26 protein-coding genes are annotated in these 26,985 nt (G+C 42.2%); 9 read left to right on the plus strand and 17 right to left on the minus strand.

Translation table 11 applies throughout. The features are described from left to right. Positions 1–1,534: 1,534 nt before the first annotated feature. Positions 1,535–2,044 carry a hypothetical protein gene (locus tag L3V30_RS09565; protein ID WP_052708202.1) on the plus strand — a complete coding sequence of 170 codons (510 nt, stop codon included), beginning with the start codon at positions 1,535–1,537 and terminating at the stop codon, positions 2,042–2,044. 446 nt (positions 2,045–2,490) lie between these two features. On the opposite strand, the gene L3V30_RS09570 is transcribed toward L3V30_RS09565, so the two are convergent. Then, a complete protein-coding gene (locus L3V30_RS09570) occupies positions 2,491–3,042 on the minus strand; it encodes a recombinase family protein (protein ID WP_237308804.1) in 552 nt (183 codons plus the stop codon). 656 nt (positions 3,043–3,698) lie between these two features. Between L3V30_RS09570 and L3V30_RS09575 the strand changes: the two genes are divergently transcribed. Genes L3V30_RS09575 through L3V30_RS09585 form a run of 3 tightly spaced genes read left to right on the plus strand, consistent with a single transcriptional unit; the run spans position 3,699 to position 4,741 of the window. Then, complete coding sequence (locus L3V30_RS09575) at positions 3,699–3,983, plus strand: hypothetical protein (RefSeq protein WP_237308805.1); 285 nt, start codon at positions 3,699–3,701, stop codon at positions 3,981–3,983. Positions 3,984–4,001: 18 nt separating this feature from the next. Further along, the gene (locus tag L3V30_RS09580; RefSeq protein WP_237308806.1) at positions 4,002–4,355 is read left to right on the plus strand and encodes a hypothetical protein; all 354 of its coding nucleotides are present in this window, start codon (positions 4,002–4,004) and stop codon (positions 4,353–4,355) included. A gap of 14 nt (positions 4,356–4,369) precedes the next feature. Continuing rightward, on the plus strand, positions 4,370–4,741 hold the full coding sequence (locus tag L3V30_RS09585) for a hypothetical protein (protein ID WP_237308807.1): 372 nt from the start codon (positions 4,370–4,372) through the stop codon (positions 4,739–4,741). An 86-nt stretch (positions 4,742–4,827) separates the two neighbouring features. Here the strand turns inward: L3V30_RS09585 and L3V30_RS09590 are convergent, their stop codons facing one another. From L3V30_RS09590 to L3V30_RS09600, 3 genes are all read right to left on the minus strand, one after another. Further along, complete coding sequence (locus L3V30_RS09590) at positions 4,828–5,139, minus strand: superinfection immunity protein (protein WP_153645782.1); 312 nt, start codon at positions 5,137–5,139, stop codon at positions 4,828–4,830. A gap of 123 nt (positions 5,140–5,262) precedes the next feature. Further along, positions 5,263–5,844, minus strand: coding sequence for a zinc ribbon domain-containing protein (locus tag L3V30_RS09595; RefSeq protein WP_237308808.1), 582 nt, complete (start codon positions 5,842–5,844; stop codon positions 5,263–5,265). Positions 5,845–6,301: 457 nt separating this feature from the next. Then, positions 6,302–7,576, minus strand: coding sequence for a site-specific integrase (locus L3V30_RS09600; RefSeq protein WP_153645998.1), 1,275 nt, complete (start codon positions 7,574–7,576; stop codon positions 6,302–6,304). Positions 7,577–8,197: 621 nt separating this feature from the next. Here L3V30_RS09600 and L3V30_RS09605 point away from each other — a divergent pair. Both L3V30_RS09605 and L3V30_RS09610 read left to right on the plus strand, forming a co-directional pair. Further along, a complete protein-coding gene (locus L3V30_RS09605) occupies positions 8,198–8,356 on the plus strand; it encodes a hypothetical protein (RefSeq protein WP_005377784.1) in 159 nt (52 codons plus the stop codon). Positions 8,357–8,387: 31 nt separating this feature from the next. Next, entirely contained in the window at positions 8,388–9,122 is a 735-nt protein-coding gene (locus tag L3V30_RS09610; protein WP_237308809.1) for a chromosome partitioning protein ParA, read from the plus strand. 91 nt (positions 9,123–9,213) lie between these two features. On the opposite strand, the gene L3V30_RS09615 is transcribed toward L3V30_RS09610, so the two are convergent. Together L3V30_RS09615 and L3V30_RS09620 are read right to left on the minus strand one after the other, a co-directional pair. After that, positions 9,214–9,597, minus strand: a complete 384-nt coding sequence (locus L3V30_RS09615; RefSeq protein ID WP_005393414.1) for a hypothetical protein — start codon at positions 9,595–9,597, stop codon at positions 9,214–9,216. A 100-nt stretch (positions 9,598–9,697) separates the two neighbouring features. Next, positions 9,698–10,063 (minus strand): VOC family protein, encoded by a 366-nt coding sequence (locus L3V30_RS09620; RefSeq protein ID WP_053807339.1) that lies wholly within the window; start codon positions 10,061–10,063, stop codon positions 9,698–9,700. Positions 10,064–10,282: 219 nt separating this feature from the next. On the opposite strand from L3V30_RS09620, the gene L3V30_RS09625 reads away from it, so the two are divergent. Next, positions 10,283–11,317 carry an MFS transporter permease gene (locus tag L3V30_RS09625; RefSeq protein WP_237308810.1) on the plus strand — a complete coding sequence of 345 codons (1,035 nt, stop codon included), beginning with the start codon at positions 10,283–10,285 and terminating at the stop codon, positions 11,315–11,317. Positions 11,318–11,652: 335 nt separating this feature from the next. Here L3V30_RS09625 and L3V30_RS09630 read toward each other — a convergent pair whose 3' ends face one another. From L3V30_RS09630 to proV, 11 genes are all read right to left on the minus strand, one after another. Next, positions 11,653–13,602, minus strand: coding sequence for an LTA synthase family protein (locus L3V30_RS09630; protein WP_237308811.1), 1,950 nt, complete (start codon positions 13,600–13,602; stop codon positions 11,653–11,655). Between the two features lie 186 nt (positions 13,603–13,788). Next, positions 13,789–15,201 (minus strand): HAMP domain-containing sensor histidine kinase, encoded by a 1,413-nt coding sequence (locus tag L3V30_RS09635; RefSeq protein WP_225461625.1) that lies wholly within the window; start codon positions 15,199–15,201, stop codon positions 13,789–13,791. Next, the gene (locus L3V30_RS09640) at positions 15,191–15,847 is read right to left on the minus strand and encodes a response regulator (RefSeq protein ID WP_237308812.1); all 657 of its coding nucleotides are present in this window, start codon (positions 15,845–15,847) and stop codon (positions 15,191–15,193) included. The genes L3V30_RS09635 and L3V30_RS09640 overlap by 11 nt, the downstream gene beginning before the upstream one ends. 3 nt (positions 15,848–15,850) lie before the next feature. Further along, complete coding sequence (locus L3V30_RS09645; protein WP_225461626.1) at positions 15,851–16,486, minus strand: hypothetical protein; 636 nt, start codon at positions 16,484–16,486, stop codon at positions 15,851–15,853. Between the two features lie 14 nt (positions 16,487–16,500). Beyond that, positions 16,501–17,295 (minus strand): SDR family oxidoreductase, encoded by a 795-nt coding sequence (locus tag L3V30_RS09650; RefSeq protein WP_104969382.1) that lies wholly within the window; start codon positions 17,293–17,295, stop codon positions 16,501–16,503. An 8-nt stretch (positions 17,296–17,303) separates the two neighbouring features. After that, a complete protein-coding gene (locus tag L3V30_RS09655; RefSeq protein WP_065646781.1) occupies positions 17,304–17,987 on the minus strand; it encodes an iron-containing redox enzyme family protein in 684 nt (227 codons plus the stop codon). Positions 17,988–18,012: 25 nt separating this feature from the next. Further along, entirely contained in the window at positions 18,013–19,572 is a 1,560-nt protein-coding gene (locus tag L3V30_RS09660; RefSeq protein ID WP_237308813.1) for an AMP-binding protein, read from the minus strand. Positions 19,573–19,652: 80 nt separating this feature from the next. Beyond that, positions 19,653–20,264 (minus strand): thermostable hemolysin, encoded by a 612-nt coding sequence (locus L3V30_RS09665; RefSeq protein ID WP_237308814.1) that lies wholly within the window; start codon positions 20,262–20,264, stop codon positions 19,653–19,655. Between the two features lie 216 nt (positions 20,265–20,480). Next, positions 20,481–21,488 carry a glycine betaine/L-proline ABC transporter substrate-binding protein ProX gene (gene proX / locus L3V30_RS09670; protein WP_005393392.1) on the minus strand — a complete coding sequence of 336 codons (1,008 nt, stop codon included), beginning with the start codon at positions 21,486–21,488 and terminating at the stop codon, positions 20,481–20,483. Beyond that, a complete protein-coding gene (proW, locus tag L3V30_RS09675; RefSeq protein ID WP_046874899.1) occupies positions 21,481–22,572 on the minus strand; it encodes a glycine betaine/L-proline ABC transporter permease ProW in 1,092 nt (363 codons plus the stop codon). Before proW ends, proX begins: the two co-directional genes overlap by 8 nt. A gap of 4 nt (positions 22,573–22,576) precedes the next feature. After that, positions 22,577–23,764 carry a glycine betaine/L-proline ABC transporter ATP-binding protein ProV gene (proV, locus tag L3V30_RS09680; RefSeq protein ID WP_005393388.1) on the minus strand — a complete coding sequence of 396 codons (1,188 nt, stop codon included), beginning with the start codon at positions 23,762–23,764 and terminating at the stop codon, positions 22,577–22,579. Positions 23,765–24,202: 438 nt separating this feature from the next. Between proV and L3V30_RS09685 the strand changes: the two genes are divergently transcribed. Continuing rightward, positions 24,203–26,083, plus strand: coding sequence for a DUF294 nucleotidyltransferase-like domain-containing protein (locus L3V30_RS09685; RefSeq protein ID WP_006741594.1), 1,881 nt, complete (start codon positions 24,203–24,205; stop codon positions 26,081–26,083). Further along, positions 26,083–26,829, plus strand: a complete 747-nt coding sequence (locus tag L3V30_RS09690) for a 3'-5' exonuclease (RefSeq protein WP_005393383.1) — start codon at positions 26,083–26,085, stop codon at positions 26,827–26,829. The genes L3V30_RS09685 and L3V30_RS09690 overlap by 1 nt, the downstream gene beginning before the upstream one ends. Positions 26,830–26,985 lie beyond the last annotated feature (156 nt).

The following is a 26,985-nucleotide window of genomic DNA, read 5'->3' on the forward strand; positions in this document are numbered from 1 at the left end:
CATCCTCTACGACTACATGGTCAAGTGCATGCAGGAATTAGCGAAAGCTGAACCTGATATCGATGCGCTCCTGCCTTGGAACTTCAAACATTAGCAAGATCGCCCCGTGGGTTCATGGGGCGTTTACGTTTCAATGTTCATACCATCGTAATCAAAAATCTGCATTTCTTTGTTCATGTATTATTTCTCCTTATTTAATTTCAATAATTTCACAATTGTTTGTTAGGGATGATACGAATGTGTCCACTTCATCTTCGTAAACATCGATCTCTTTTGTTTCCCAAACTTCTTTCTTAAACACCCACCAACCTTTTGAAGATACAAGTTCTTTGTACTTGATAGTCTTTGTTGGTGTTGGTAGGAATTCTACAAGGGGTAAACCAGTCCGTAGAATGAACCAGTTTCACGGGAAGGTAGGAGTTCGGATTTCAGACCGCTTTTACTTCAATACTAATAAGAACCAGTCCGTAAACTGTACCGCTTTTACTCATATAATCCTAAAAAGCAGTCCGTGAACCGTACCGGAACCAGTCCGTAGTTCTGCCCTTATAATAATAATACGTTCACTTCGTTCTCTGTAATAATGACTAAAGCAATCCTTTCAGTCGCCAGCTCCTTACATTGACTGCTTTATATAGTAATAATACTGTGTCGTCTCTTCACTCCGTTACGCTGACCACACAACAACACTACGTTTATGTGTTCACTAACTCACTACGTTCATAAGTGAATATCGCTACGCTCTAACACAAACAGATTTTTATTCTTTATTAGAATATGTATAAGAAGATAACTAACACCATTGCACTACGTTCCATTGTGTTGTGTTCGCCTTGCTCACTAATAATACAACGCTACGCTTATGTGTTTTCTATGTTCACTGTGTTCACTAAGAAAAGAAACCCTGTGTTGTCTTTAAGCTCCGCTTACACATGTTGTGTGTTTATCACTTTGTGATAGTGAATGTGTTTTATAGCTCCGCTATCTATGTGTATGTAAGATTCACGATACAACCCACCTGTAAAGCTCATAGACAAGCTATTTCACTTTCCATGTGTGATGTGTTCATCTAACCCCTAAAGGGGCTGTGTGTTGCTTTCATAAATCTTGTGTTATTCAAAGAGTTCGCAGTGTCGTAATCCAACACATTGCTATACTTAACCTCATGATACTTTTAACTCTGTTCAACGCTGAGACATCACCATGAAACGTTTATTGCTGGCTGCTATGTGCTTACTTACGGCTACTGGACAAGCAGAAACCATCTGTAAAACCGATGCGATAGGAATAACACGTTGTAAGGACTCCAATGGAGTAGAGACAAGGTACAGGACGGACACTCAAGGCACTGTTAGATCATCGGACGGAACAACGTATAAGGTTGACGCTCATGGAGCTATACGAGGCTCTGACGGCTCAATATATAAGACTGATTCAAACGGAATCATTAGGGATAACAAGGGTAATACTTGGCGTGAAGATACGCATGGAAAGTTGAGGGGGTCGGACGGATCAATCTGTAAGAAGGGACCACATGGTGAAATACGCTGTACGGATTAAGAACGAGGCTTATATGATAAAAATAAAATACGTTACTACGTTGTTAGTAATGACAATGTCAGGCTGTGGTGATTACGAATCGGTATCTATACCGAGCTTAGAGCTATCGGAAGAACAAAACCAAGTGCTCTTGGGAGTAACAGCGTCTAACCTGACATGTGCTGCTATCAGCAGATATTCAAATGATATCGGTTCACCGATTGAAGATCGAAGTTATCTAGAAAACGCAGAAACTGCTTTTAGTATTATCGCTAATTCCAATCTAAGTGGTAGAAGTAAAAACTGGGATGAAACTTATAAGCAGATGAAAACCGTAGTTTATAATGGGGTTATTACAGATTTGAATAATGCACCATCTTTGAATGACTTTTACGATCATGTATTTCCACATTATCAAGAAGCCTTAAAAGTAAAATCTATCCGAGATTGTGCCGATGTAAGTGCAGTAACTAGGCGTATTCTTGACCCGTTGTTGGTTCTGTAAAGTAGTCGATAGTGGATGATAAAGAGGTCATTACTAGTGAAATTAAGTAGTACACCTATTAACGATAGGTTTCTTATTACTTGCTAAACAAACTGCGTTATCGATCTCTATCATTCAGACCAAACTTTCATAAATGAAACGATTTTTCATTAAATTGCATAAATTCAGGCTGAATAATAATTCAATAAATGCATATAACCCATTTGTGCAATATAAATGCAAATACTCCGATATTAAGTCGATTTGTGCACTGGATGTGGGAGTGTGGGGGTAGGACTACTCAAGAATGAGCGTATATAGTCCATAGAAAGGTTTTAGCGATGAATTGGTGTGATTGTATTAATGTTGATTGAAACGTTGTGAGAGGCTTTGAGGAGTTATTTCAGACAATAAAAAACCGCCCATGATAGGCGGCTATATGATAGGACAGGGGATAGATTGAACGGTTAGATAGTCTTTGAAATTCTTATGATAGTTTGACGGCTTACCTCGTATTCTCTTGCAAGCTCTGACTTACTCACACCATCAACAAGCTTTTTCTTAACATCATCAATCTGAGTGTCTGTGAGAGCCTTAGAGCGTCCACCTTTATTACCTGTACGTTCTCTACCTGTCTGCAATCTATCTACTATTATGGAGTGCTCAAGCTCTGCAAATACCCCAAGTAGTTGTGTCATAGCCTTTTGCATTGGATTGTTACTGGTAGTATCTACTTGACCATCAAGTGTACGAACTTGAACACCTTTCTGTTGCAAGGTTTGGATAGTGAACAGAATAGCGTTGAGGCTTCTACCCATACGATCAAGCTTTGTTAATACAACAGTGTCACCTTCTCGAACATAATCTACAAGTGCATCTAGTTGCTTCTGGTTATCATCTGATTTACCTGATTGTTTACCATGAAATACCTTATCGCATCCTGCGTTATTCAGTGCTTCAAGCTGTGCTGATAAATCTTGATCATGTGTACTTACTCGTGCATAGCCTACTAATGTCATAAATCCCTCTGTCCAAAACTATGTAGTTACGTACATGACTATAGGGTGGTGTACATTGTTTGTAAAGTTAAGTTTCGGACATGTCCGTAATTGTTATTATACAATCGTACACCACAAGGTTTAAATGAGAGTAATTCTCAAGTATCACCACTATCATTTGTTGCTTAAATGATTCTTAAAATGTCCACAGAAAAGGGCAGTGATTGGTGGGGTAAATAGAGTGTTGTTTGTATGCAGGAGAGGTGCATAAATATTTCTACATTTCTACGATTTTCACATCTGGGCGTGTGTGCCGTGCTCAGTGAGTCGATCTCTCAATTTTGAACTTCAAAACCTTGCCAGCATTACCTTATCTATCCATTTAGATATTTTGCCATATCTACACCAGAGCCAATATTTTAAATGCTTATGTGTCAAATTTAATTTCATAAATATGCGTATTTTTGAGAATAAATATGTTGTTTATGGTATAATTAGACATATAGAAATATTTCTATCCTTCCCGAACTAGTCCAAATACCCCAATTTTAAGCAGTACACCAAAAATTTACATAAGGCACTGAAATATAAGTAAATTGTATTAAATCTTGGCGTATTTACACAAAAGTAAGCAGCACACCTTTTTACACGATATTTCAACACATCAAGGTATCCCAATGACAGCAAAACAACGCCTTGCAGAATTAATTCAATCAGATTTAAGAACTCTTACGTTCTCATTGATAGGTGATACACCACGGATCGCAGAGAGTACGGTAATCACAGTCTGGTTATTAGGTTTGAACCTAACTCCTAAGCAAGTGGTAGAGCTTCAGCCAGCCGTACACAACTCATCCCCGACACTAACAACCGTTTATAAGATTTCTAGTCGATTCAAAGACACAGTGAAGTTACTAAAACTCGAAGCTCATGAACTATACACAAAAGCCAACCTCCTATAAAAATAAGGAAACAACACAATGTCAGCCGTAACAGTGAACATCCCAGTTCAACCAAAAAATACAAACCAGCGAATTCTTGACAATCAACTAGATCAAATCCTAGACCTGATTACGCAGAAAAATAAAAGCCTAGGCGATCTCACGAAAGCATTCCCAAAGCTCACAAAGGTTATCCTCGACGCTGCCACAGGTAAGAACAAGGATATTTCGGGAGTCCAATTGAAAGCCGTTCAGATGGCCTTATCACTGGTTACAGATTTAGAAAAATCTATCAAAGACAGTGAGCAGATTGTCTTAGCTCTTGAAGCTGTCAAAGAAGCAGAGAAGGCAGCACCAAAAGATAGTAAATCTTCTCTTCTCCCTAAACTTTAATCGAGAGGTGTACTATGCAAATTCGACTTATTGGTGAGCACATCTCACTGTTATACAGATACTTAACACACCTTGGTTACAGTGAAGAAGAGATCCAAGAGAAAGGGGTGTACTGTCCATTAATCAGCCTCACCTCTACCGATACTTCAGAAGCTTTGTTTGGATTTATTCTGACTGAGCATGAAACACTGTTTAGCGTTCTAAAAACTGGTGGGTTCAATCATTTGATTTTTGTACTACAGCAATTTGTTGAAAATACAGGCTTACCTTTTTCGCCACCAACACAAGAAGAACTCACACAAGCGTTCAATGATGCTGTGAAGCTCTACAACAAAGAAAAGGTTGTTGGCTGTGAGATCATAATGGGTTTTGGAGACAGTAATTGAAGTCACACTTGGCATAATTAAAAAGGAGCTTAATTGCTCCTTTTTGCGCTGTAAGTAACGTTGTTACCTGATATTTGAGTGTGTACCTATTGCATTAATTCACTTTTTTTTGAATTGAACTCATCTTCAGAGATAACACCTTTTTCTTTCAGTGAATGTAGCTTTTCAATCTCATCAGCGATACTACCCGATATATTGGTTTTCTTCTCAGGGACTATGAAGCACCAGATTAGGGCGACTAGCCACCCAACACCCCAGAATAATCCGCCTAATACGTTAATAAGGATTATGGGAATTTTGTAAGGGTGATTTTTTCTGATAGAAATAATCGTTGGAAGAAAAGCCAGCGGTAGTAAAACTAAAATAATGAGTAATTGCCAAACGCTAACGCCACCCATATCAACACCTAATTAATAAGTTAAACTGAAGACATGATAACATAAGGTTTCATATCATATATTGGTTGAGATCCTGTTTTTAATATCATGCAAAAATTTTAGTGAAGTACCTAAACATGAGAATCATTGAAGTGTCACCACCCAGTTACCGCCTTTATCCTTAATGTGATAGGCGTAGTTGTGGTTGTTACACCACACGGAAAACCCTCTTGTAAATGACATTTCTACAATCCCCGATACGCTGTTGCATTTGTACCCGTACAAACCAATGATTTTAACAAGTTGATTTATTGCTTCAGGGTTTTCTTTAATACCTTCTGGTACTCTAGCTCCTGATTCGAGGAGAGGGTGAGTAAAGGTATTTGCTTGATCAGCGTTTTTTCTTACCCTACTGTTTTCCAGATTACTTATCCCAATGGTCATAGCGACTAATACTATTGAAACTAATACGAATACTGACCTAGCCTTAGCTTCCTTGGTTGGTTCTTCTTCTTCTTCGGTACTTTCAAGGCTGTTCCGGTCTTCCTGATGTGGAAGCGGTGTAAGCTCATAAGAATTACTTGCTAAATTGCTTTCTTCTTCTATTTGTTCAGGTTCTTGTTGAGGTGGTGAAACATTAACTTCCGTTGGACAACCACAGTTTATACATGCGCTTGCCTTATCGCTGTATTCCTTTCCACACTCTGTACACGTTATCAATGCCATCAACACACCCTAGATCATGTTCATCTAGTTACATATTTTAGTACCTTAACCTTAAAGTAAGATTGCACTAGTTCAAAAAGTGTAGAAATTGCACTTATGGAAAAATTCCACAATACTGTATAAATGTACAGTTATAGTGTATTCTTGCATTACTTTAGATGTTAGGGCGTCAATATGAAACTTACTGAGAGCCATTGTACACGACAGTTAAAATCTGCATTGCTCGTAGAGTACCGTTGTGAATGTGGTGAAGGTTTTTATCGTGTATCGCAAGACCACCCGATAACGAGACACAATCAGATACCACACCTTTGTACTAGCTGTAATCAGTTAGTCTATTTTGCTGCGCCTTACCCCTTTGTAAGAGTTAACAACGAACATGACTTTGTACACTGGCAAACGTTGAGAGGTGCGAACTTGAAAGGTAAATAAGGCGGCCACGTTGCCGCCTGTAGTCCTACTTGAATTCAAAATCTAACCTCTCTATTACTTCCTGTAACAACCTAGGCTTGTAGTCCTTACCGTAACGACCATATGTCATTGTTTCATCTGTATGACCCAACAGGTAAGAAGCTGGACTATATTCAACACCCAACTGTTTGAACTCATTGGCTACAGTGTGTCGGAAAGAGTGGAATGTCTTTTTGTAACGTTCATTCTTGTTTAGAACTTTATCACGCTGAATACTGAACCACTTAGAAGGGTACTTACCGTAACCATCTTCTGGTAAGTATTTGAGAGTAGGGAACACTAGCCCTAAAGGTAAGCTTTTAACGTAGTCGATAAACCCTAACTTAATTAGTTTACTGTGTATCGGGATATTCCTAAATGCAGCTTTGGTTTTGAGCTTTTGATCCGGTCTATCTGCATTGATGGAGATACACCAAACTCCATCTATTTGCTTGATGTTGTCGGTATATAATTGACACAACTCATTAATTCTAGCTCCCGTGTACAAACCTAGTAGTGGTATCCAATAGTGCCAAGCTTCTTTGGGGGTCGTTTTGTATGGTTCTATAGTGAATAACTTTTTAATGTCTGAACGTGTGAAAACTTTCCTTTCTTCACTTGCTTTGATTTCTTTACGTACTTGCAACTTAGTAAACGGGTTTTTATCTGATTTTTCATTCAAAACCAACCAGTCAAAGAAACCGCTAACCACCTTCAACGTGTCGTTAATCGTATGAATACCGATAGGTTTATCACCAAAAGCAATAATTTGTTTAATCGGTTTCCCTTTGTAACGTGGGTTGTTGTTGATATTGGGCGGTAGCTGCACAAGTTGGTGTTTAAATGATAAGGCATCATCACGGGTGAATGAGTTAATCCCTTTATCTTTAACAATGCGTAGTAGTAGTTCAAGTCTAGACCGATACCGAGCTAGGGCTTTTGGAGATACCCTATCTACTGTTTTAGCTGTCAGAAATAATTCTATGCATTCTGAGAGTTTCGGCTCTTTCTTCTTTGCTTGCTGCTGAAGCTTAACTTGGGGTCGTTCGGCTATAAATTGATTAGTTACAACAGGAGTCTGTGACAATGTTATGTATTGGAGTTGAAAGAATTCTCTATCGTAATTTGCAGTATGTTTCGTTGCTAGTATTACAGCCTCACGAGGGTTGGTTGTATGAAGAGAAAACCGTACAACTTTAGCATTTTGATAGTGATGTTGAAGGTGGGAGGGGATTCGCCTCTGATAGTAAAAGGTGTTGTTTCGTTTGGTGAGATGTCTCATTTAAATGTACCCCAAAATGTGGGTAACATCTAAGAAAGTTAATAATATCAGATAGGTAACTCTAGAAATTTAAATCTCCAGAGGTTCCTCCAACTACAGTCCCCGCTACCTAGGTAGCACCTGAAATAGTTAATTCTTCGGCGAGTTATGCTAATCAAATGTTAAAATTTGATTAATAACCACTCTCCTGCAGTCTTCATCGGAACAATTACTCAATTAAATGAGTAAAGGTTAGTTAATGATGCTGGTCATCATTAACGTGTGAACTCTATCATGTTTTTGGTCCATTTCAACACCCTATGTCAATTTATTTTCAACGAAATAACCCCACTTAATTTTCACGAAGCTATGTTTACCCAAGTTTTTTGTGTGAGTAACTGCAAAAACAAAACTTATTGGGCTAGGGAATAGAACCAAGAACACACTTCAGAACGATAAATGTGTTTCGATTATTACGGCATAAGTTATTCAATTGAGAACACAAATTTGATTAAAATCGAAGCACTTATTTTAAAATCTACGCTAAGTTGACCTTATGGGGCGTATAAATGAGTTACAATAAATCTTTGTGAAACCGTCTATGGACCTAGGCAGTTTTTCATAAGTGGACAAGGAGGCGGTATGACCAGATTATTAGCCATTGCGGTGTTGATTGCAGTAGCATTTGTGCTGTTTCGTTATCGAACCAATGAAAAAGTCCAAAAAGCGACCGTTATAACATTAATTGGCGCCTTTCTGATTTATACAGCATCGATTATGTTTGCGGAATTGATCCGCTAGCAAAGTAAAAGAGTCCTTGGAGTAGTATACGGTGAGTTCTCAGAACAAGATGGAAGAACAAGACGACGTTGTTGTCATTGAAGAGCGTGACAAACGTACTCATATCTATATCGCGATTGCTGCGGTATTAGGCTTGGCATTTGGTGGCCTTGTTGGTTCGATTGTCACTGCGAACAAGTGGGAATCGACTTATCATGTGCTAGAAGAAAAATACCAAGCGTTGACGCAAGATAAAACGCAGTTGGTGTCTCAAGTAAAAGTGCGCGAAGAAGCGCTCGACCAAGAAATACAAGAGAAAGTCACTGAACTGCTCGCTGCGAAAGATGAAGCGCACGAGAAAGCGCTTAAGAAGTTACAAAAGCAATTGACTGAGGTCGAGAAAGTTAACCTGTCGCTAGAGTCTCAATTGAAACAACAGGCAGATAAGATCAATACGACAAAATCAGAAAATGAGAAGCTGAGTCGTCAAGCGGATATGCAAGCGACTATCTTTGAACGATCGCGCGAGGTGTTTCAAAAAGAGCTGAAAATTTCGCAAGAATTGGAGTCTCTAGAGAAAGAAAGGGCGAAACTATTGCCTAAGATCGAGAAACTCAAAAAAGAGTGTGATGTATTTTTGGAAGGTAAATCTTGGGACGTGAAATCGGACGCGTGTGATAAACACGATGAAGCCAATTCACGACTAAGTCAGGTCGATCAAATGATTGAAGTTTATAAAATGGATCTCAAGCAAATCAAAGCAATAACTGAAGATATCGGCCTCTAGATCTTTTATACCTGATTTTGGAAAGTAAAAGGAGCTCTTTAAGAGCTCCTTTTTCGTTGCTAGCTTTAAACTCGGGAGCTAACGTTTATTCTTAGATACGCGAGGCGTCATAGCCTGAAGCAAGCAGCAATTCTCGCTCATGTTTAATCAGTTGGGCGCGATCTTCAATCAGCTCATTGAGAGCTAGTGAGGGCTTGCCTGCTAAAGCCTTGAACGACTCAAAAGATTCCGCGGTGTCGATTTTATCAATCATCTGACTGATGACATTACGAGCCTCACACGGGTTACTCGTAGTGGTAAAGTATTCCACTTGCTTTGCTGCCGATTTCATTTCTGTCAACAGCTCAAGTGGGCTGCTCTCTTTTGCTACCGCCATGTAGTTATCCAGCACGCGCTTTGCGTAAAGCAGTTCTTTGAGGGGGATATCTCTTCCACTCTCGATTAGAGATTCGCTAAGGATCATACTTGAGCTCATGGGCATTCCTTCTTATATACAACGCAGCTTTTGATGTTTCCCTGAGTCTAATTTATTGAAGTCACATTGGGAATGGGTAAAAAGCATTTTTAACGCATTTTTATTCACTAATGAAAACGCGAATGCGATGTTTATCCGGATCGGTAGCCACAAAATTTAAGCCATACACCGAAGTCATTGGTGGTTGAGCAAACTCAACGCCCATGTTTTTCCAACTGTTGTAAACGTGCTCTAACGTATGGCGGTTGCGCACTGCAAATGATAACTCGGTGCCACCACCTTTGATGTCGCTGGAAGGGGAAAGAACATCACTTTGCTTGAGTGTCAGTTTTAAGCCATTTGCGAGTGGCATAGAAGCAAATGTTGGAGACAAAAACGTGACCTCATAATCAAACAGTTTCGAGTAAAAAGCTTGGCTTACGTGGATGTCCTCAACATAGAGGACGAATGAATTGATAGTTAGCATGGTCTGTTTCTCAATTTACTAGAAGTATGAGGTTGAATCTAACGGAAGGGTAAGACAGGCTTTGTCAGTAGACCAAGTTAAAGTACCTTGTTTGAAATAGTGAGAAGTATCACTTTCAATTTTATTGGCTCAGGATCGAGCATATGAACATATCGTTTGCTTTGTATTTGATTCCATTTATCTTCTCGACATTTCCTTGTCAAAAGCAATTCCGTTCATATGTGTAAAACGATTAGTTCACTGTTAATTATTATTTTTTGTGTTACATGTTCATTAAGTATTTCAGCAAAAAATATAGAAAAGAAAGAAAGTCAAATTTTAACTATCAATGAAATTAATAATAAAGAAAAAATTCGTGATCTTACAGAAATAGAAAGAGTGAGCCTTTCAACTATCTATCTTCTTTACAAAAATGGAGTGATAACGGAGAGTGAAGCAAACCAAGAGTTTGGACACTTTCTCGAAAATGAAGACAGAAAAAATGCCTTATTGAAACTCGCTCACATTGATGACGCTCAAAAAGAGCTGAAGCAAGCCGAAGAAAGCAGTGACTGGGTGAAACTATTTAACTTAGTTAACCTGATGAAACTATGTGGAGTGTTGCTTCTTATCGCTGCTGTTGCTTATTTTATCGCTCAAACCTACGAACTTCTTCAAGATATCGGTAGGGTATTTTGGCGACTTATTTGCACATTACCCGCGATTTGTTACCAGATTCTATTTGTTATCATTGGCTTAACCCTAGCCTTAGTTCCAATGATTATCAGTATCTCAGAAGCGCAATATGTTGTCATTTTTGGTGTGTTGCTCGCTTATGTCGCACTAGTATGGTGGACTATTCATTACGAAGAGCAGTCAGAAATTCTCCTAGAAAAACTCTCCTTGGGTTTACCAATTGGTATGGTTTGGTCTTTTTATCATGCTATTTACTTTGGCTTTTTTGCCATCCGCGAAGAGATCGCATTTTTACAGCTAGTGACATTTGCATGGGTTGTTCTTGGTATTGCAGTGGGAATTTTTAGTTTATTTAACTTTGAAGACAAACCTTACAAAGGAACAAAGTGTTTTTCTTTAGCGTTATCATCGACCATTGTTACTTGCATAATACTATTCTTAAACCAGAGTTCAGATTGGATTACGCCATATTACAAATTTACTTATTATGGGTTGGTGCCATTGCTGTTGTTGTCCTTTTCTATTTCGGGTTTTTATCTACAAAAACCAAGTTGGGTTAAAAAATTTCAAATATTATGATGTTTTCACTCCTATTTATTAGCGCACCCTTACCAAGTTTTGGTCTGGATAATTTGTACGCTATGATTAATAGTGGTGTATTTGCCTATGGTTTTATCACGATAACAACGATGGTATTTCGGGTCAGTTTTCTGTTTGGCTTGATATCAACAAGCCTCGTTGTTTACGTGTTGGCCTTATTTATCGAACACAATCCTGAAAAGTTCATTCTCTACATATGAACTATGATTTTCTAGATACAAAGTGTGCGTTCCTCCATGTACTCTAAGAGTGAAGAGTCTTACAGAATAAAGAAAAGGAGCCAGTTGGCTCCCTTTTAACTGAATCAGCGGATATTAGTTGGTACGTTTCGAAGCGTACCAGTTGTTTTGATACGCCTTAGATGCAAACAATGCGTTTGCTTTTGCGCGTTCAATAACGGATTCATCGACTTCTAGCGGTTTCATGGTTTGGCTTTCAAAGTCGTACGCCAGGGTCGATACTTTTTCACCAGGAGAAAGCACAACTAGGTTGTCACGCGTTAAATAACCAAAGTTTTTGTCGTATTGCATCATTGCGCGTTCATCTTCGCGAGCCAGTGGTTTCGTTAAATCACGACCAATCATCGGCGTTTTGGCGTCTACGCCAATAAGAGACAACAGCGTAGGCGGCATATCTATGTTGTTTGCGATACGGTCATCTTTACGTGGTTGAATGTCTTTACCAATGATCAATGCAGGAATGTGGAAGTGCTTAACTGGAACCAAGTTAGCGCCAGACACGCGGGCATCGTGGTCTGCAATGACAATGAAAATAGTATCATCCCAGTAGGATGAGTTTTTCACCTTTTCAAAGAACGTACCCAAAGCGTAATCTGAATATTTCACCGCGTTGTTACGCGTCATGTATTCGGAATCGTATGGCTCAATTTTACCTTTCGGATACTCATAAGGACTGTGATTACTTGACGTAAAAACTAAGCTGAAAAAAGGTTTGTCGCTTTTTGAAAGGCGTTCAAACTCTTCGTCTGCTTTGTTGTATAAGTCTTCATCACTGACCCCCCAAGAGCCAACAAAGCTTGGGTTATTGTAATTATCTTCTTCGACGATTTGATCAAAACCATTACCGAAGAAGAAGGTTTTCATGTTATCGAAGTTTGCTTCACCGCCATAAATAAATTGCGTGTGATAGCCTTGTGCTTTGAGTAAGTCTGCGATGGTAAAGAAGCCTGTTTGGCTTTTGCTTAGTTTCACCACTGCGCGAGAAGGGGATGGTGGAAAACCCGTGGTTACAGCTTCGATACCACGAACAGAACGAGTACCCGTTGCGTACATTTGCGTGAACTGCCAACCTTCAGCCATGAGTTCATCTAGGTTTGGCGTAAGAGGCAGACCACCCAAAGAACCCACAAATTGTGCTCCTAAGCTCTCTTGTAGCAAGATCACTAAGTTCTTACGTTTACCATGGTAAGTCGCGGGGTTACTGTTCATGGTTGGAAGCAATGTTGGATCAAAGTCGGACTTTTTTGACGAAGCGCGAACTAGCTCCAGCATCTTTTGATTATCCATCTTGCCGTAGAACTGCTCTGCGCTTTTTTCTGACTTCATGCTGTTGACAGCAAACAGCAGTGAGTAAGATGAGTTTAATGCTAAGTCGTTAAGCAGTGGATCGTTAGAAAATGCCACCATGGCAGGGTTTAGTGGGCGGTGGCCTAAAGACGAGCGTGCGCCTGCAACACCAAGAAGTACAACAAAAATGGCTAATAGTGGGCGCCACTTCCATTTGATCTGCTGTGCATTGTCGGTCAGTTTTTTGCTCCACTTCCAACCCAAAACTAGAGTTAATGCCGTGCCTAACGCGCCAATAAACAGCTCTAGCTTATAGCCAGTCCAAAGCATGCTCATGACCTCTTTCGGATAGATAAGGTATTCCACAAACAGACGGTTTGGGCGTAGGTCATATTCTTGAATGAATGGTGCCGTTGCCAGTTCCATATATACGAGAATCCAAAGCCCTAAAACCATCCATATGCGCAATATCCATTTCCAGTATTGCCCAATCTTGCCGTTTAATGGCATTAGGGCTGAAAGCAGTGCAGGGAGGATGAATAACCAGCACAGTGTTGCAATGTCTACGCGTAAGCCTTGGCCTAGGATGTAAATTAAGTCGTTGAAAGAGTCAATTCGATCAAGTTGCCAAAAGGCGAGCAAAACGCGTGAGATAGACAAAAATATAAGTGAAAACAAAGAAAAAGCAGCAATTGGCTGCAAAGGCCCCCACACAGAGCCCTTAGATAAGTTTTTCATATTTATTCGAATAGTTTAATTGTTATGTTGTGTTGTTTTTAACAAAGCAAGCGTGAAATAAACGTGAATTATAATGTGGGTTTATGGTCGAGTAGTGTAAGTGTTGGTATGTCTATGTAAGTGTGGAATGAAGCTCATGTTCGGCTGGAACATAAATTAAACAGGTTATGGTCTGTATCGCTTTTGTTAGCACTTTGGGAAAGTGACGACAAACGTATTCCTACTATTTTCTCTGGGAATGAGCTCAAGTGTTGCACGGTGTAGTGCTGTAATGTCTTTGCAAATTGACATCCCTAAACCCGCACCGTCGCCATGTCCGGAATGACCCCGATAAAACTGTTCGAAGATTCTTTCACGAGTTTCTTTCGGGATTTCTGGACCAGTATCGGAAATTAAGACTTTGATTGTATTATTGTTCTCTGTGACGCTGACTTGTATGTCACTGTGCTCGCCGGAGTAACGAATCGCATTATCGACGAGGTTACGAAATAACACCTCTAACAACATTCGATCACCGGATATAGCGATGTTGGAAGATGATAAACTGATGTCTTGCTTATGCTTCAATGCTAACGGTGCCAAATCAGCAACAACGGTTTGCAACAAAGGGGTTAGCTCAACGGTGTCGAATACACGTTCTGATAAGCAATCTACTTTAGCTAAAGTCAGTAGCTGATGGATAAGGCGGTCAGTGCGTTCAATGCCTTGCAGAATGTTGTGTAAATCTCCTCTCAGTTGCTCCGGCTCATTACTTTCAAGTGCATTTTCTACGTTAAGACGAAGGATTGTTAGTGGGGTTTTTAGTTCATGCGCTGCAGCACGTGTAAAGCGTTTCTCTCTTTGCCAGGCTAACTCTAGTTCAGAGAGGAGAGAGTTGAGCGAATCGACAAGTGGTGCGAGTTCAACGGTGTTGTCTTTTACATGAATGCGATCTAATCGGTGTACGTTTCTTTGTGTGATGGCGGTGCGCAGGTCGTTAATCGGTCGGAAATGTTTATCGATCAACCAAAACAGCAAAAGCAACAAAGTTGGTAGTATCAGCAATTGTTCTATTGATGTGGATAGGGCAATTTCGTGGATGATCTCTTTACGTATCTTGTATTTTTCTGCAACCACGACGTATTCATTATCATGTTTTGTTTGTGGCAGTGAAATCTGAAATGTACGCCATTGTGTACCGTCTTTTACGATATCAGCGTAGCCGTTATTATCAAAGGACGTAGAGAGTGCGTGTAAGGTTTGATCAGAGCTCCAGAGCAGTGTGTTGTCTCGATAGAATTGAAAAACCAAGTTTTGTTCATAAGGGTGGCCGAACGTTGTGACATTGTCATCGTCAGACTTTGATATTGACTCAATGTTTTCCATCCACTCATTAAATAATTCTCGATGGTTAGCGAGAGTCCTCTCTTCCGTTGAAATTGAGAGCGTCAGCAACATTAATTTTGCGGATTGTCCAAGCCTAGCGTCATAAACTTCTTCGACCTCGTGCTTCGCAGATTGGAAACTGAAATAAAGTGAGATGAGTAAGAGAACACTTACCAACACGCCTACTGATAGAGTTAACTGACGTTTGATCGAGTACGATTTCTTATCTTTCAAGAATGTACCCCACACCGCGAATATTTTTAATGACTACTTTGGGCGCTTTTTTACGCAAATTGTGAATATGAACTTCGATAGCGTTGTCGCTTGAACCTTCATCCCAGCCGTGCAGTGATTGTTGCAATTGCTCCTTACTTTGCACGCGTCCGGCGTTCGTCATCAAACTGGTGAGGATTTTAAATTCATTGCGTGTGAGTTTAAGCGGTGCGTCATCGTAGCGAATGCTTTGTTCCGATAAGGATAAAGATAACTGCCCAACTTGAATGATTTCTTCTGCACTACCGGATTGACGGCGAATCAACACACGTAAGCGAGCGAGCAACTCTTCGAGTGCAAACGGTTTTCCGAGGTAATCATCTGCGCCGCCATCAAGGCCTTGAACGCGATCGCGAATGTCGTCTCGGGCGGTAAGTATAATCACTGGGAGCTTAAATCCGCCTTTGCGAATATTACGCAGAACTTCCAATCCATCGATATCGGGGAGAGTGAGATCCAATATTACGGCGGTGAACGCTTCTGTTTTGAGTGCGCTAGTCACGCCAGAGCCTTTTTCAACCCAATCCACGGTGTACCCATGGCGACTTAATGAAGTCACCATGGATTGACCGAGTAGTTTGTCATCTTCTACGAGTAATAAGCGCATGGATTATTTCAAACTCCCAAGAGTCGCTTCAATTTCCAGTTTTCGACCTTTATCAGCCAAAGGTCGGTCAGGGCGAGGTGACGCCTGCATTGCGCGAGTCAAATACACTTTCGCTTCCTTGTCTCGACCTTCTTCTGCAAGGAAGTCTCCATAAAAATAGTTCGGATCGATGCCTTTTGGATTGATCTCTAACGCTTTTTTCAACATTTCTTCGGCTTTATCGTCATCACCAAAGCCAATTGGCCACCCCGGAACTTTGTAATACAGAGAACCTAAACTGGTGTATGCAGATCCATCAAGCGCTTGCGGTGAAGTTGCGATTACCCCTTCGAGTAAAGATTTGGCTTCTTTGGCGAGTGATAGTGCACCTAAGCCACCTTGAGCACCAGCCAGCGATGCTTTGTTGATTGCCAGCCAAACGGTGAGTTCGGGATTACCCGGTTCTCTGTCGAGATAAATACTGGTTTTGGCAATCGCGCGATGGAAGCATTGTTCCTTTTCGTCACCATCGGGCGTACTGTACTGACATTCCGCCCATTTCTTTTGGACCTGTTGCAGTGGAGCATTACCTGCCAACGCGGCGGTCGAAGCTAACGTTGAACAAATCGTCAAAGCGCAAAGTAGTTGTTTGGTCTTCATCGTCTATGTCCTCTTCAGTGACTGACTCGGTTTACGTATTGGTGAATGGTTTCTTGCTGCTTACGAATCGCAGAAGAAACCGTGCTTGGAAGCAGTTGATTGATGCGTGCAAAAAGCTTCTCTGGCCAACCAATCCATTTCGCGGAAATTTCTTTTTCCAACATGGTGACAACGTGATCGGCAACAACTTGCGGCGAGTCCGTTTTGTTACCTAGCTGTCGATTCATTTCATTGACGGCATCGCTATTGAGTGAGGTTTCTGTCGCTCTTGGTGCCAAATACAGCGCACGGATTCCGGTTGCGAACAGTTCTCTGTCGAGCGATTCGGTAAAACGGTGCAACCCCGCTTTTGCCGCGCAATAGGAGGTATAGCCAGGGTAGCCAATTGAGCCGAATGTGGAACCAATATTGAGAATTACCCCAGGCTGTTTTAACCACGTCAACGCCGATTGGCACAGCAGCATCGGCGCAACGAGATTGAGTTGGATATCGTCTGCAATCTGCGTTGGTCGTTTGTGGCTTAACAACGAGAAATCGTTGCTGCCCGCATTGTTAATTAGTGCGTCCACTTTTTGATGTTGGCGCGCTCGATCTTTAATCGCTGTTAATCCTTCTGATGAGGTGATGTCTGCAACGACTAGGTTATGGCGCTCTGGATTCGACAGTTCACGCTGTAGTGTTTGCAAGCTCTCTTCGTTTCGCCCAACAAGAATGAGGCTGGCACCGCGTTTTGCTAACTCTTGCGCGATGGCTTGCCCAATTCCGCCCGTTGCGCCTGTCAGGAGAATGGTGCTGTTGTTAATGATCATGCTTCACCTCACGCCGCTTGTTGGGTTGAGAAAGAAGGCAAAGAACGCAGCATTTGTCCGTACAATGCGAACACCATTTTTGCGGAGTCGATGATGACTTGTTGATCTTCCACTTTGGTGATTTTGTTCATCAGTGATTCAAAAAATTGCAGATGATCTTGGTCTAACACGCTGTGTGAAACTAGGTAAGTCATTGCAGAAGGCGGTAGGCTTAGCGTTGACTGGATTTTTTCAGCCATTTGGCCACCAATGCCGACGCTGGTGCCTTCTAATACCCACACCATGCCAAACAGCGCGAGTGGGTTGTGGCGGTCAATGTTGTGGTAAAGGTAGGAAACCATCAGTTCAATCGGTGCACCTACTTGACCTACATCTTTGTTATTGCGCACTGCTTCGGCATCGCCGCCGCACGCTTTGATGTCATTTAAAATCCATTCTTGATGGCCTTTCTCTTCCTCGATGTACTCGGCAATGGCATCTCGTACCCATTCGTATTCGCCAGATAGTCGGCCTCCACACGCCATCAGCAAGGGAACAGTGTGCTTAACGTGATGGTAAGCTTGGGTTAGAAAGGCGATATACATATCTTTGGAAATGTTGCCTTGTTGAACGTCTGCGATGACTGGCGCAGTTAACATTGCTTGTTGAGCAGCGGTAGTGCTTTGTTTGAGTTGTTCGAAAAATAAAGTCATAACCTTCTCCTTAAGAAGCCGTTAACTAAGATGCAGTTTGGAAAGACGTAATGTGTTGCTGGAAGGGCAAATCGATGCGTTGGATCTTTTGCGCTTGCAGCGTTAATTCAGGCGTTGTGCTCGCTAATAACTGAGCCACATCATGTTCGATTTGATTTCGTTTGAGCTTGCCGTTATCCGTGTACCAACCAGAGATGGTTCGGGGGTTGTCAAACAGCAATAAGGTTCGGATTTGAGCGTAATCGGGTAGGGTTCGGTTTAATGCATGAACCTTTGCTTCGACGTCTTCGCTATTGGCAATGACAGCGCATAATGTTTGTTGGCTATCGCCTGTAACGATCAGTGGCGTCATCGGCAAAAACGCCAACGCTTCTGATTCAATCCATTCCGGTGAGACATTTCTGCCATACGCGGTGACGATAAGGTTCTTCTTGCGCCCCGAGAGAGTGACAAAACCTTGCGCGTCAATTTGGGCTAAGTCGCCAGTCGCTAACCATTCTTGAGTAAACGGCTCATTCAAATAGCCAAGAGCAACGTTGCCTTTGACGAGCAGTTCACCATCTTCCGCGATACGAATCTGAGTGTGCGGAAGCGGTTTGCCACACGTTCCTGCTTTAAATGCGGCTGGTGTATTCAAACAAACGACGGAGCCACATTCAGACAAGCCATAACCTTCAAACGCAGGGATGTTCAGCGCATGCGCGGTGTTAATCAGTTGCGACGACACTCTTGCGCCGCCAACAGCAACAAAATTTAGAGAATCCGCAAGAGAGGGCTGCTGTTTCGCGATATGAATGAGCGCAAGCAATAAAGCAGGTGTTAGTACTAAGCTTTCTGGCTTGATGGTAGCTAATACTTGCGCAAACAAACCCGGTTCGAATTGGCTTGAACCGAGTAAGCCAGTTTGCTCTCCGGGTAAAATAGATGACGTCACGCCCAACATGAGTGGAACATAAACGCCGGTTATGTTCTCGAGAAGCGTCGATAACGGAAGCAGCACTAAGTGTGAGTGCGCCGTGCCGTTTACTGCGTCGGCGAGCGATTTCGCCACCAAACACAAATGATCATTGCTTAAACACACGCCTTTAGGCTGACCAGTCGAGCCCGACGTAAATGTGATTTTTCCGGTTTCTGGTAGATAAGCTACCTGTGTATCTTCATCTCCCAACTGGTTACGATGCAGCAAAGGCAAATTTGCAATGGAAAACGAATGGTCTTGCTGGTTAAAGCTTTGCTTAGGATGAGAAGCCAACCATGCTTGCCAATCGCCGACTAAAGCATCGACGCCTGATTGCTCTAATGTGTGTTCAACTTGTGCATCAGAGAAAAAAGTCGGAATAGGTACGACGACTATGTCTGCCGCCATCGCCGCCAAATCAACAATGGCCCAATTGATGCTGTTTTCTGCGCGTAGCGCGAGTGCTTTGATGTTCTGTGCAATAAGCTCGGCGGCAACGAGTTCGATCTTGTTTAACAATTCAGAGTAAGTCAGTTCAACCGCTTGATTCGCTTCGTAGCCGACAAGTGCTACTCGAACTGGTGTCGTTTTTGCCCATTTTGTAATGGCATCGAGGAGAATATTCATACGTCACCTATATTCTGGCGTGGTTTTTAACCAAGTTGTTCTGGTTGTGTTTGCGGTTTTAACGACGTTTACTTTTCTATCTAGGCTTGTTTACGTTTTTTTTCTTGGACTAATCGAAGGCGTTCGAGTCCTTTTTGCAAATTGCCAGCTAACACACGCGGTTGATGCTCGTAGTACGCCCCCCAAGTGGACTCGGCATCGGGGACTTTATTTTGATCGGCCTGCGCGATGATATGAGGCTCCAATCCTAGGCGCGCCATCATGGCGTGAAGAGGGTCTGTTGCGGTGAAGATGCACCATTCAAAACCGAGATTGACCAGCATTTCTGCGATCAGGTAGAAGTGCAGAGATGACATGCCCTTAGCGAAAGATGCCAAGTGACCAAACTCCACTAAGTTCGAACGTTTTACGTCGCAGTTAAATACGTTAGAAACCAGCTTTTGGGCGTCGTCTTCTAAATACTGTTCAAGGAACAAAGGTTCATCTTCGGCGATGCGAAAGCCGCATACGGAAATAATTTGACCGCCGTCAATGAGGGTTAAATACGCCGGCATAAACTGTTTGAGCTCGGCAAAGAATGCTTCTTGATAACGCTGAGAAACATGCTCGATAACTTGGCTCCAAAGCGGATGCATTGGATAGACGATGTCTAAAGTAAAGCCATCTACAGAAATTTGTGCATGGTGTTTCATGAGCGCTTCCTTTGTTTGATTGGTTATCAACAAAATAAAACGCGAAACTTAAGAAACTCTTAAGGAATGAAATTAAGTAGAAACTTTAAGAAAATACTTAGGATCAGGGCTCAATATTGTTGTAACCCTTTTTACTACGGTGAATAAAATTAGAGCCAACCGATGTGATCGGTTGGCTCTAAAGTTAGGTGTCACGTATTTTAATGGTCGTGTCGGTTACATGGCTGCTTTTTTAGCTTCGTCTACCCATGCGTCGAACTTTTTCTGGTTCGCTTTGATCCAGCCATTTACATGAGACTCGATGTCTGCTGAGCTGTTCTTACCTTGGCTCATCATCATATTCTGCGCACTAACATCATTGATGTTTAGCTTGATGATTTCAAACAGCTTCGCTGCTGCTGGGTTCTTTTCAGTAAACTCTTTGTTCGCAACGATGCGCATAGAGTTCATCTCAAAGCCGTAGTTCTTACCGTTCTCTAGTGTTGTGTCGATGTCCTTACGCTCACCAGGAAGTGAAGAGAATGGCACTTCTAACCAAACAACATCTTTACCCGGAACTAAGACGCCACTTACCCAGTAAGGTGTCCAAGTGTAGTAAAGAATCGGATCGCCTTTTTTGTAACGAGAAATCGTGTCAGCGATAATCGCAGCGTAGTTACCTTGGTTGTGCGTTACTGTGTCACGAAGCTTGAACGCATCCAACTGATGCTCAACGACCATTTCACAACCCCAACCTGGGTTACAACCTGTTAAGTCCGCTTTACCGTCACCGTTGGCATCGAAAAGCTTGGCCAGTTTTGGATCTTTTAATTGACCAATATTTGTGATGCCATATTTTTCAGCGGTTTTTTTATCGATCAAGTAACCTTGAGCAGCACCACTTACATATTGACCTTTGCGGAAAAACTTATCATCACCGCCAGACATTGTGTACTTATCGGCGTGAAGAGGGAACCAACCTACTGCTAAGAAAGTGGCGTCGCCTTTAGCAATAGAGGTATAGCCTACGTTGTAATCCACTTCTTTAGTTGGTTTTACATCGTAACCAAGCTCTTCAAGTGCACGGTTTACGATCAATGTTTGAAACGTTTCCTCTGCAACGGTTGATTGAACTGGCTGAACAGTCACACCTTCACCCGGTAGTTCGCTTGCCACACCATAAGTTGAAAATGCGATAGTACTTAGAGCTCCAACAGAGAGCGCTTTCTTCCATGAATTATTCATTGATGTTTCTCCTAAGTTTTAGATCGTCTTGGTTCGTCTTTGTTTTCAGTTTTAATAGGTATGAAACAGGACCTGTGTGATACCAGCGAAGCTTGGTGTTACCCGCATTAACCCCTAATACTTGGGTAATACGGTCTAATAAAATGGCAAGAATTACGATGCCTAAGCCACCGACAGCAGCAAGACCCATATCAAGTCGGCCGATACCACGAAGTACCATTTGGCCCAAGCCGCCAACCGCAATCATTGAAGCGATCACTACCATAGAAAGTGAAAGCATCAAGGTTTGGTTTACCCCTGCCATAATCGTTGGTAACGCCAATGGCAATTGGATGCGATAAAGCATCTGTTTTTTGTTTGCCCCGAAAGAGTGGCCCGCTTCGATCAGCTCTTCAGGTACTTGCTGAATCCCTAAAATAGTCAGGCGCACAACGGGAGGCAGTGCGAAAATGATGGTTACTACAACGCCTGGAACGTTACCAATACCGAATAGCATAACGATTGGCACTAGATAAACGAACGCGGGGGTTGTTTGCATTGCATCGAGTATTGGTCTAACAAATTTGGCTGCGGTTTGGCTTCTCGCCAACCATATCCCCATCGGTAGCCCGATAAGCAAACAGAAGAAGACGGCGGTTAAAACCAGTGCGAGCGTTGTCATCGCCTGTGACCAAGCACCAATTAGGCCGATAAAAACAAGGGATACAAGCGTTGAAAAACCGAGTTTTACATTGGAAAACTGCCACGCCAGCAAAAATAAAATGAGTACCATGATAGGCGCAGGTGTGGACACCAAAGCAGTTTCAAACGAGGTAAGAATAAAGTCGATTGGAACTCGAATTGCTTGGAAAACAGGGCGACCATGTTCCACCAACCAGTTCAATCCCGATTCCACCCAGCTATCAAGTGGTAGAACCGCATCTTGGAATGGGTTCATAATATCGAATGGCGCTTGCTCTACAGTTTCTGAGCTCAACCAGTCATTACTTGGGGCAGCGTCAGCACCTGCACCTTGTGACCAAGGATCATCTTGTGCAGGAGCGGTATTCGACCAGGGATCATTGTTAGTTTGCTCTGAAGACATCGTGTTAATCCTTATCTAGTGTTTGTAGAAGACGTGATTTAGTCACGACACCAAAGTAAGTACCTTGCTCATCAACGACAGGTACGGCATAAGGAACGCCTGCAACTAGCCCCAAAATGTCATTGATTGACTGCTCTGGCTGAAGAGTGACTTCATCCGTCAATTGAGCACTGGCTAGAGAGCGGTTTTCTTTGTGAGCCAAACGTAGTGAGTCAAGAGACACGATGCCGGAATATCGGCTAGATTTATCGACGACAATGCCGTAATCACGGTCATGATCCATCAGAATCTGCATCGCAGAGCCTGGGCCATCATTTTCCGATTTCTTAAAGACGGCGGCTGGCTTCTTGCGAGCGATATCTTTTGCTGTCAAGACACTTGCGATGTTTACGCCGCGGAAAAACGCTTCGACATAATCATTTGCTGGGCTGTGCAATATTTCATCAGGTGTGCCAACCTGAACAACCTCACCGTTTTGCATGATGGCGATACGATCACCAATACGCATTGCTTCGTCCAAATCATGAGATATGAAGACAATTGTGCGTTTGTCATCGTTTTGTAGACGAATAAGCTCATCCTGCATCTCAGAACGGATTAATGGGTCTAAAGCGGAAAACGCCTCGTCCATTAATAGAATGTCTGGGTCACAAGCCAATGCCCTTGCTAGACCCACGCGCTGTTTCATACCACCGGATAACTCGTCAGGGAAAGATTCTGCATAAGGGTCTAAGCCAACTCTTTCCAAGGCGGAAAGGGCACTTTTCTGACGTTCATTAACATCAATGCCAGCAAGTTCTAAACCGAATGCAGCGTTTTCGATCACCGTCATGTGAGGCATAAGTGCGAAACTTTGAAACACCATTGAGATATTGTTGCGACGAACTTCTCGAAGTTCGTCTTCAGAGATATGGGCAATATCTTTCCCTTTTAGATAAACACTGCCTTTCGTTGGCTCAATGAGTCGGTTTAGGAGTCGAACGAGAGTAGATTTTCCCGAACCAGAAAGCCCCATGATCACGAAAATTTCACCTTCGTTAATGGTTAGAGATACATCGTTTACGCCGACTGTTAAACCTGTCTGTTCAAAAATACCGTCCTTATCGATACCTTTTTCGATAAGCGAGAAGGCTCTTTCTGGGTCTTCTCCAAACACTTTATACAGTCCCTTAACTTCCAGTATGGGATCCATGTTATCTGTCCTTTTTTGTGTGTTTATAACTGTTTAACGATTTGTACTCTAATTAATTTTAGTTCAACTTTCAACGAATGGGGTTCGGTTAACAGGATTTTATGTGCATACAATAAACAATGAAGGTGGTGTGGTTAAATAGTGTTTTTATTAACAAAAATAGATAGTTACGATTGGTTTTGTCTTCGCTTAACTTTTCCATGACATTGGTTTGAATTTATTTTGAAGTTTTTAGTACATTTCAACTCAGCCCATCTGCATAGCTATAAGGAGAAATAGATTAGAGGTCTATATTTAAAAACATTAGAGCTCTAATTTTTGGTTGGAGTTTTATTCTGCGAACTAGGTTAGGTGTTGTTATTCTTAGATTTATTCATTGATTGATTTCAATCTTGGTGATATTTATCGCTGTAGTTTAGGCAACGTATGGAATAAAAGATGGAAGCCGAACAGTTAGAAGTGCTCAACTTCATTAGCCAGTACCCACCTTTCGATGATCTACCCGAAGAGCAGTTAAAAAAGATCGCTCTAAATGCCGAGGTTGCATACTTTCGGCAAGGCACCGAGATACTCAATTTTGGAGACACGATCCGCGACTTATATATGGTGAGAAGCGGCGCTGTGGAGATCTACCGACGTAAAGGCGAACTCTATAACAGGATTGACGCTGGTGGACTGTTTGGACAGATGGGGTTGTTAATGAACAACCGTGTGCGTATGCCTGCCAAAGCGATAGAAGACACCTTGGTTTACTGTATTCCGGAGGATATTTTCAACGAGCTTTGTGACGAGTTTGAAAACTTTGCTGACTACATGGAACTGGAAGACAGCGCGCGTTTGCGAAGCGCAATATCCAGCCGCTCAGAAAGCAATGACTTTACCACTGCCAAGGCACGTAAAATCTTAGCGAGAGATCCGGTAACGTTGGAGGCGACGGCATCGATTCAAGAAGCCGCGATACTGATGGCGGAGGAAAATGTCACCTCTTTGCTTATTGTTCGCCCAGCAGAAGAACTCACAGAAGAAGATGATGAACAACTACTTGGAATATTGACTGATCGCGATCTATGTATTCGCGTATTAGCTCAGGGCATTGATACCAATATCCCAGTGAGTGAGGTCATGAGTTATGACGTGGTGTCTCTGGATTACAACGCTTATGTCTTTGAAGCCATGTTAACCATGTTGCGCTACAACGTGCACCATCTCCCAATTTTAAAAGATAAAAAGCCGATAGGAATTATTGGCATGACGGATATTGTCCGTTATGAATCTCAAAACAGCTTGTTGCTCGTTAGCTCTATCTTCCAACAAACCAGCGTTGAAGATCTCAAGCAAGTTTCTGAACAAGTGAAAGACTGCTTTGTACGAATGGTGAATGAAGATGCCAACGCTCATATGATTGGTCGAGCCATGTCGGTCATTGGTAGTAGCTTTAAACAGCGTTTGGCTGAATTAGCAGAGCAAGAGCTTGGCCCTGCGCCAATTCCGTATTGTTTGGTCGCTATGGGATCGATGGCCAGGGATGAGCAGTTAATTGTAACGGACCAAGACAACGCCCTTATTCTCGACAACAGTTATGATGTTGAGATGCACGGGGAGTACTTTGAAAAGTTTGCCAAATTTGTTTGTGATGGTTTAGCAGCATGCGGCTATGCTTACTGTACTGGCGACATTATGGCAACCAATCCAGAGTGGCGAAAAACCCGAGCGGAGTGGGAGGAGTGCTTTGGCAACTGGATAGATAACCCAACTCCTGAAAGGTTGTTAAACAGTAATATCTTTTTTGATTTATTAGGTGTTCATGGGCGAGTGAAGTGGGCGGAACAATTAAGCAGCTTTATTGTTAGGCGCGCGAAAAGAAACAACCGCTTCCTTGCATGTATGGCTTACAACGCGATACGTCGTACACCGCCATTGGGCTTCTTCAAAGATTTTGTTATGGAAAAAGATGGTCGTCATCGCAATTCTATTAACTTGAAAAGAAGAGGTACTGCGCCATTGGCAGATTTGATTCGAGTACATTCATTGGCAATTGGTTCCCGTTCGCAAAACTCGTTTGACCGATTAGACGATATCAATGATGCGGGCATTTTACCTAAAGGTCGAGGAATGGACTTGAGGGATGCAATGGAATTGATCTACATGGTTCGAATTCGTCATCAAGCACTCGATATCGAAAATGGAGATGAACCAGATAACAACATTGAGCCAGAGAACATGTCAGAGTTTGAGCGCCGAAACTTAAAAGCTGCTTTCCAAATCCTTAGTAATGCACAGAACTTCATCAAGTTCCGATACCAGAGAAGTAGCAAATAATGTGGTTCTCAAAAAATGCAGCAAAAGATCAGCCGTTGTTGGATACGTCTCGGACGCCAGAGTGGTCAACGTTATTCAAACAGCTCGCGAAAGAAGCAAGAGACGAGAGGCTCAAACGTTATTACTCGACACCGATGGTTAATGGGGAAACACCAATTGAGGAAGTGCCATTTGTCTCGGTAGATTTTGAAACGACAGGTTTGAATGCGGAAGAGGATGCAATTCTCACGATTGGACTTGTGCCGTTTACCATTGATCGTGTTCAATGTAGTGGCTCTGCGCATTGGGTTGTTAACCCTAATCGTGAGTTAAACGAAGAGTCAGTTGTGATTCATGGCATCACTGATTCTGAAGTCAAAAACGCGCCCCAACTAACCCACATTTTAGGGGAGATATTGGATGCGCTGTCAGGCAAAGTTGTGCTTGTTCATTATAAAAATATCGAAAGGCAGTTTTTTAATAACGCGTTGCTAAATAGCATTGGGGAGGGGATACAGTTTCCCGTTGTCGATACGCTAGACATTGAACACGCGATACAGCGCCGTGAATGCAGTGGCCTATTCAATAAGTTAAAAGGTAAGAAGCCAGGCTCTGTCAGGCTGGGGCATGCTCGTGAAAGGTATCGCCTTCCTGCTTATCAACCTCATCACGCTTTGACCGATGCGCTGGCAACTGCTGAACTGTTTCAAGCACAGTTGCAATATCATTTTAATCGAAGCATGCCAATCTCTTCGATTTGGCAATAAGCGTTGTTTATGATGAAGACAATAAAATGCAATGAAAGGTAGGGGGCTTTGCGATTATGATGGCGGACTGAGTAACCGCTTATAAGAACTATGTTTTTTGAACATGTGCTTGGTAGTGATGGGAGGCTTCATCACTCAAACTCCGACGAAAGTAAT

This window comes from Vibrio sp. A1-1, from assembly GCF_021728175.1.
GTDB classification, from domain to species: Bacteria; Pseudomonadota; Gammaproteobacteria; order Enterobacterales; family Vibrionaceae; genus Vibrio; species Vibrio diabolicus.

Coding starts and splice junctions, on each gene's coding strand:
- L3V30_RS09565 (WP_052708202.1), top strand. CDS start 1,535: ATGGTGAAATACGCTGTACGGATTAAGAACGAGGCTTATATGATAAAA.
- L3V30_RS09570 (WP_237308804.1), bottom strand. CDS start 3,042: ATGACATTAGTAGGCTATGCACGAGTAAGTACACATGATCAAGATTTA.
- L3V30_RS09575 (WP_237308805.1), top strand. CDS start 3,699: ATGACAGCAAAACAACGCCTTGCAGAATTAATTCAATCAGATTTAAGA.
- L3V30_RS09580 (WP_237308806.1), top strand. CDS start 4,002: ATGTCAGCCGTAACAGTGAACATCCCAGTTCAACCAAAAAATACAAAC.
- L3V30_RS09585 (WP_237308807.1), top strand. CDS start 4,370: ATGCAAATTCGACTTATTGGTGAGCACATCTCACTGTTATACAGATAC.
- L3V30_RS09590 (WP_153645782.1), bottom strand. CDS start 5,139: ATGGGTGGCGTTAGCGTTTGGCAATTACTCATTATTTTAGTTTTACTA.
- L3V30_RS09595 (WP_237308808.1), bottom strand. CDS start 5,844: ATGGCATTGATAACGTGTACAGAGTGTGGAAAGGAATACAGCGATAAG.
- L3V30_RS09600 (WP_153645998.1), bottom strand. CDS start 7,576: ATGAGACATCTCACCAAACGAAACAACACCTTTTACTATCAGAGGCGA.
- L3V30_RS09605 (WP_005377784.1), top strand. CDS start 8,198: ATGACCAGATTATTAGCCATTGCGGTGTTGATTGCAGTAGCATTTGTG.
- L3V30_RS09615 (WP_005393414.1), bottom strand. CDS start 9,597: ATGAGCTCAAGTATGATCCTTAGCGAATCTCTAATCGAGAGTGGAAGA.
- L3V30_RS09620 (WP_053807339.1), bottom strand. CDS start 10,063: ATGCTAACTATCAATTCATTCGTCCTCTATGTTGAGGACATCCACGTA.
- L3V30_RS09625 (WP_237308810.1), top strand. CDS start 10,283: ATGTGTAAAACGATTAGTTCACTGTTAATTATTATTTTTTGTGTTACA.
- L3V30_RS09630 (WP_237308811.1), bottom strand. CDS start 13,602: ATGAAAAACTTATCTAAGGGCTCTGTGTGGGGGCCTTTGCAGCCAATT.
- L3V30_RS09640 (WP_237308812.1), bottom strand. CDS start 15,847: ATGCGCTTATTACTCGTAGAAGATGACAAACTACTCGGTCAATCCATG.
- L3V30_RS09645 (WP_225461626.1), bottom strand. CDS start 16,486: ATGAAGACCAAACAACTACTTTGCGCTTTGACGATTTGTTCAACGTTA.
- L3V30_RS09650 (WP_104969382.1), bottom strand. CDS start 17,295: ATGATCATTAACAACAGCACCATTCTCCTGACAGGCGCAACGGGCGGA.
- L3V30_RS09655 (WP_065646781.1), bottom strand. CDS start 17,987: ATGACTTTATTTTTCGAACAACTCAAACAAAGCACTACCGCTGCTCAA.
- L3V30_RS09660 (WP_237308813.1), bottom strand. CDS start 19,572: ATGAATATTCTCCTCGATGCCATTACAAAATGGGCAAAAACGACACCA.
- L3V30_RS09665 (WP_237308814.1), bottom strand. CDS start 20,264: ATGAAACACCATGCACAAATTTCTGTAGATGGCTTTACTTTAGACATC.
- proX (WP_005393392.1), bottom strand. CDS start 21,488: ATGAATAATTCATGGAAGAAAGCGCTCTCTGTTGGAGCTCTAAGTACT.
- proW (WP_046874899.1), bottom strand. CDS start 22,572: ATGTCTTCAGAGCAAACTAACAATGATCCCTGGTCGAATACCGCTCCT.
- proV (WP_005393388.1), bottom strand. CDS start 23,764: ATGGATCCCATACTGGAAGTTAAGGGACTGTATAAAGTGTTTGGAGAA.
- L3V30_RS09685 (WP_006741594.1), top strand. CDS start 24,203: ATGGAAGCCGAACAGTTAGAAGTGCTCAACTTCATTAGCCAGTACCCA.
- L3V30_RS09690 (WP_005393383.1), top strand. CDS start 26,083: ATGTGGTTCTCAAAAAATGCAGCAAAAGATCAGCCGTTGTTGGATACG.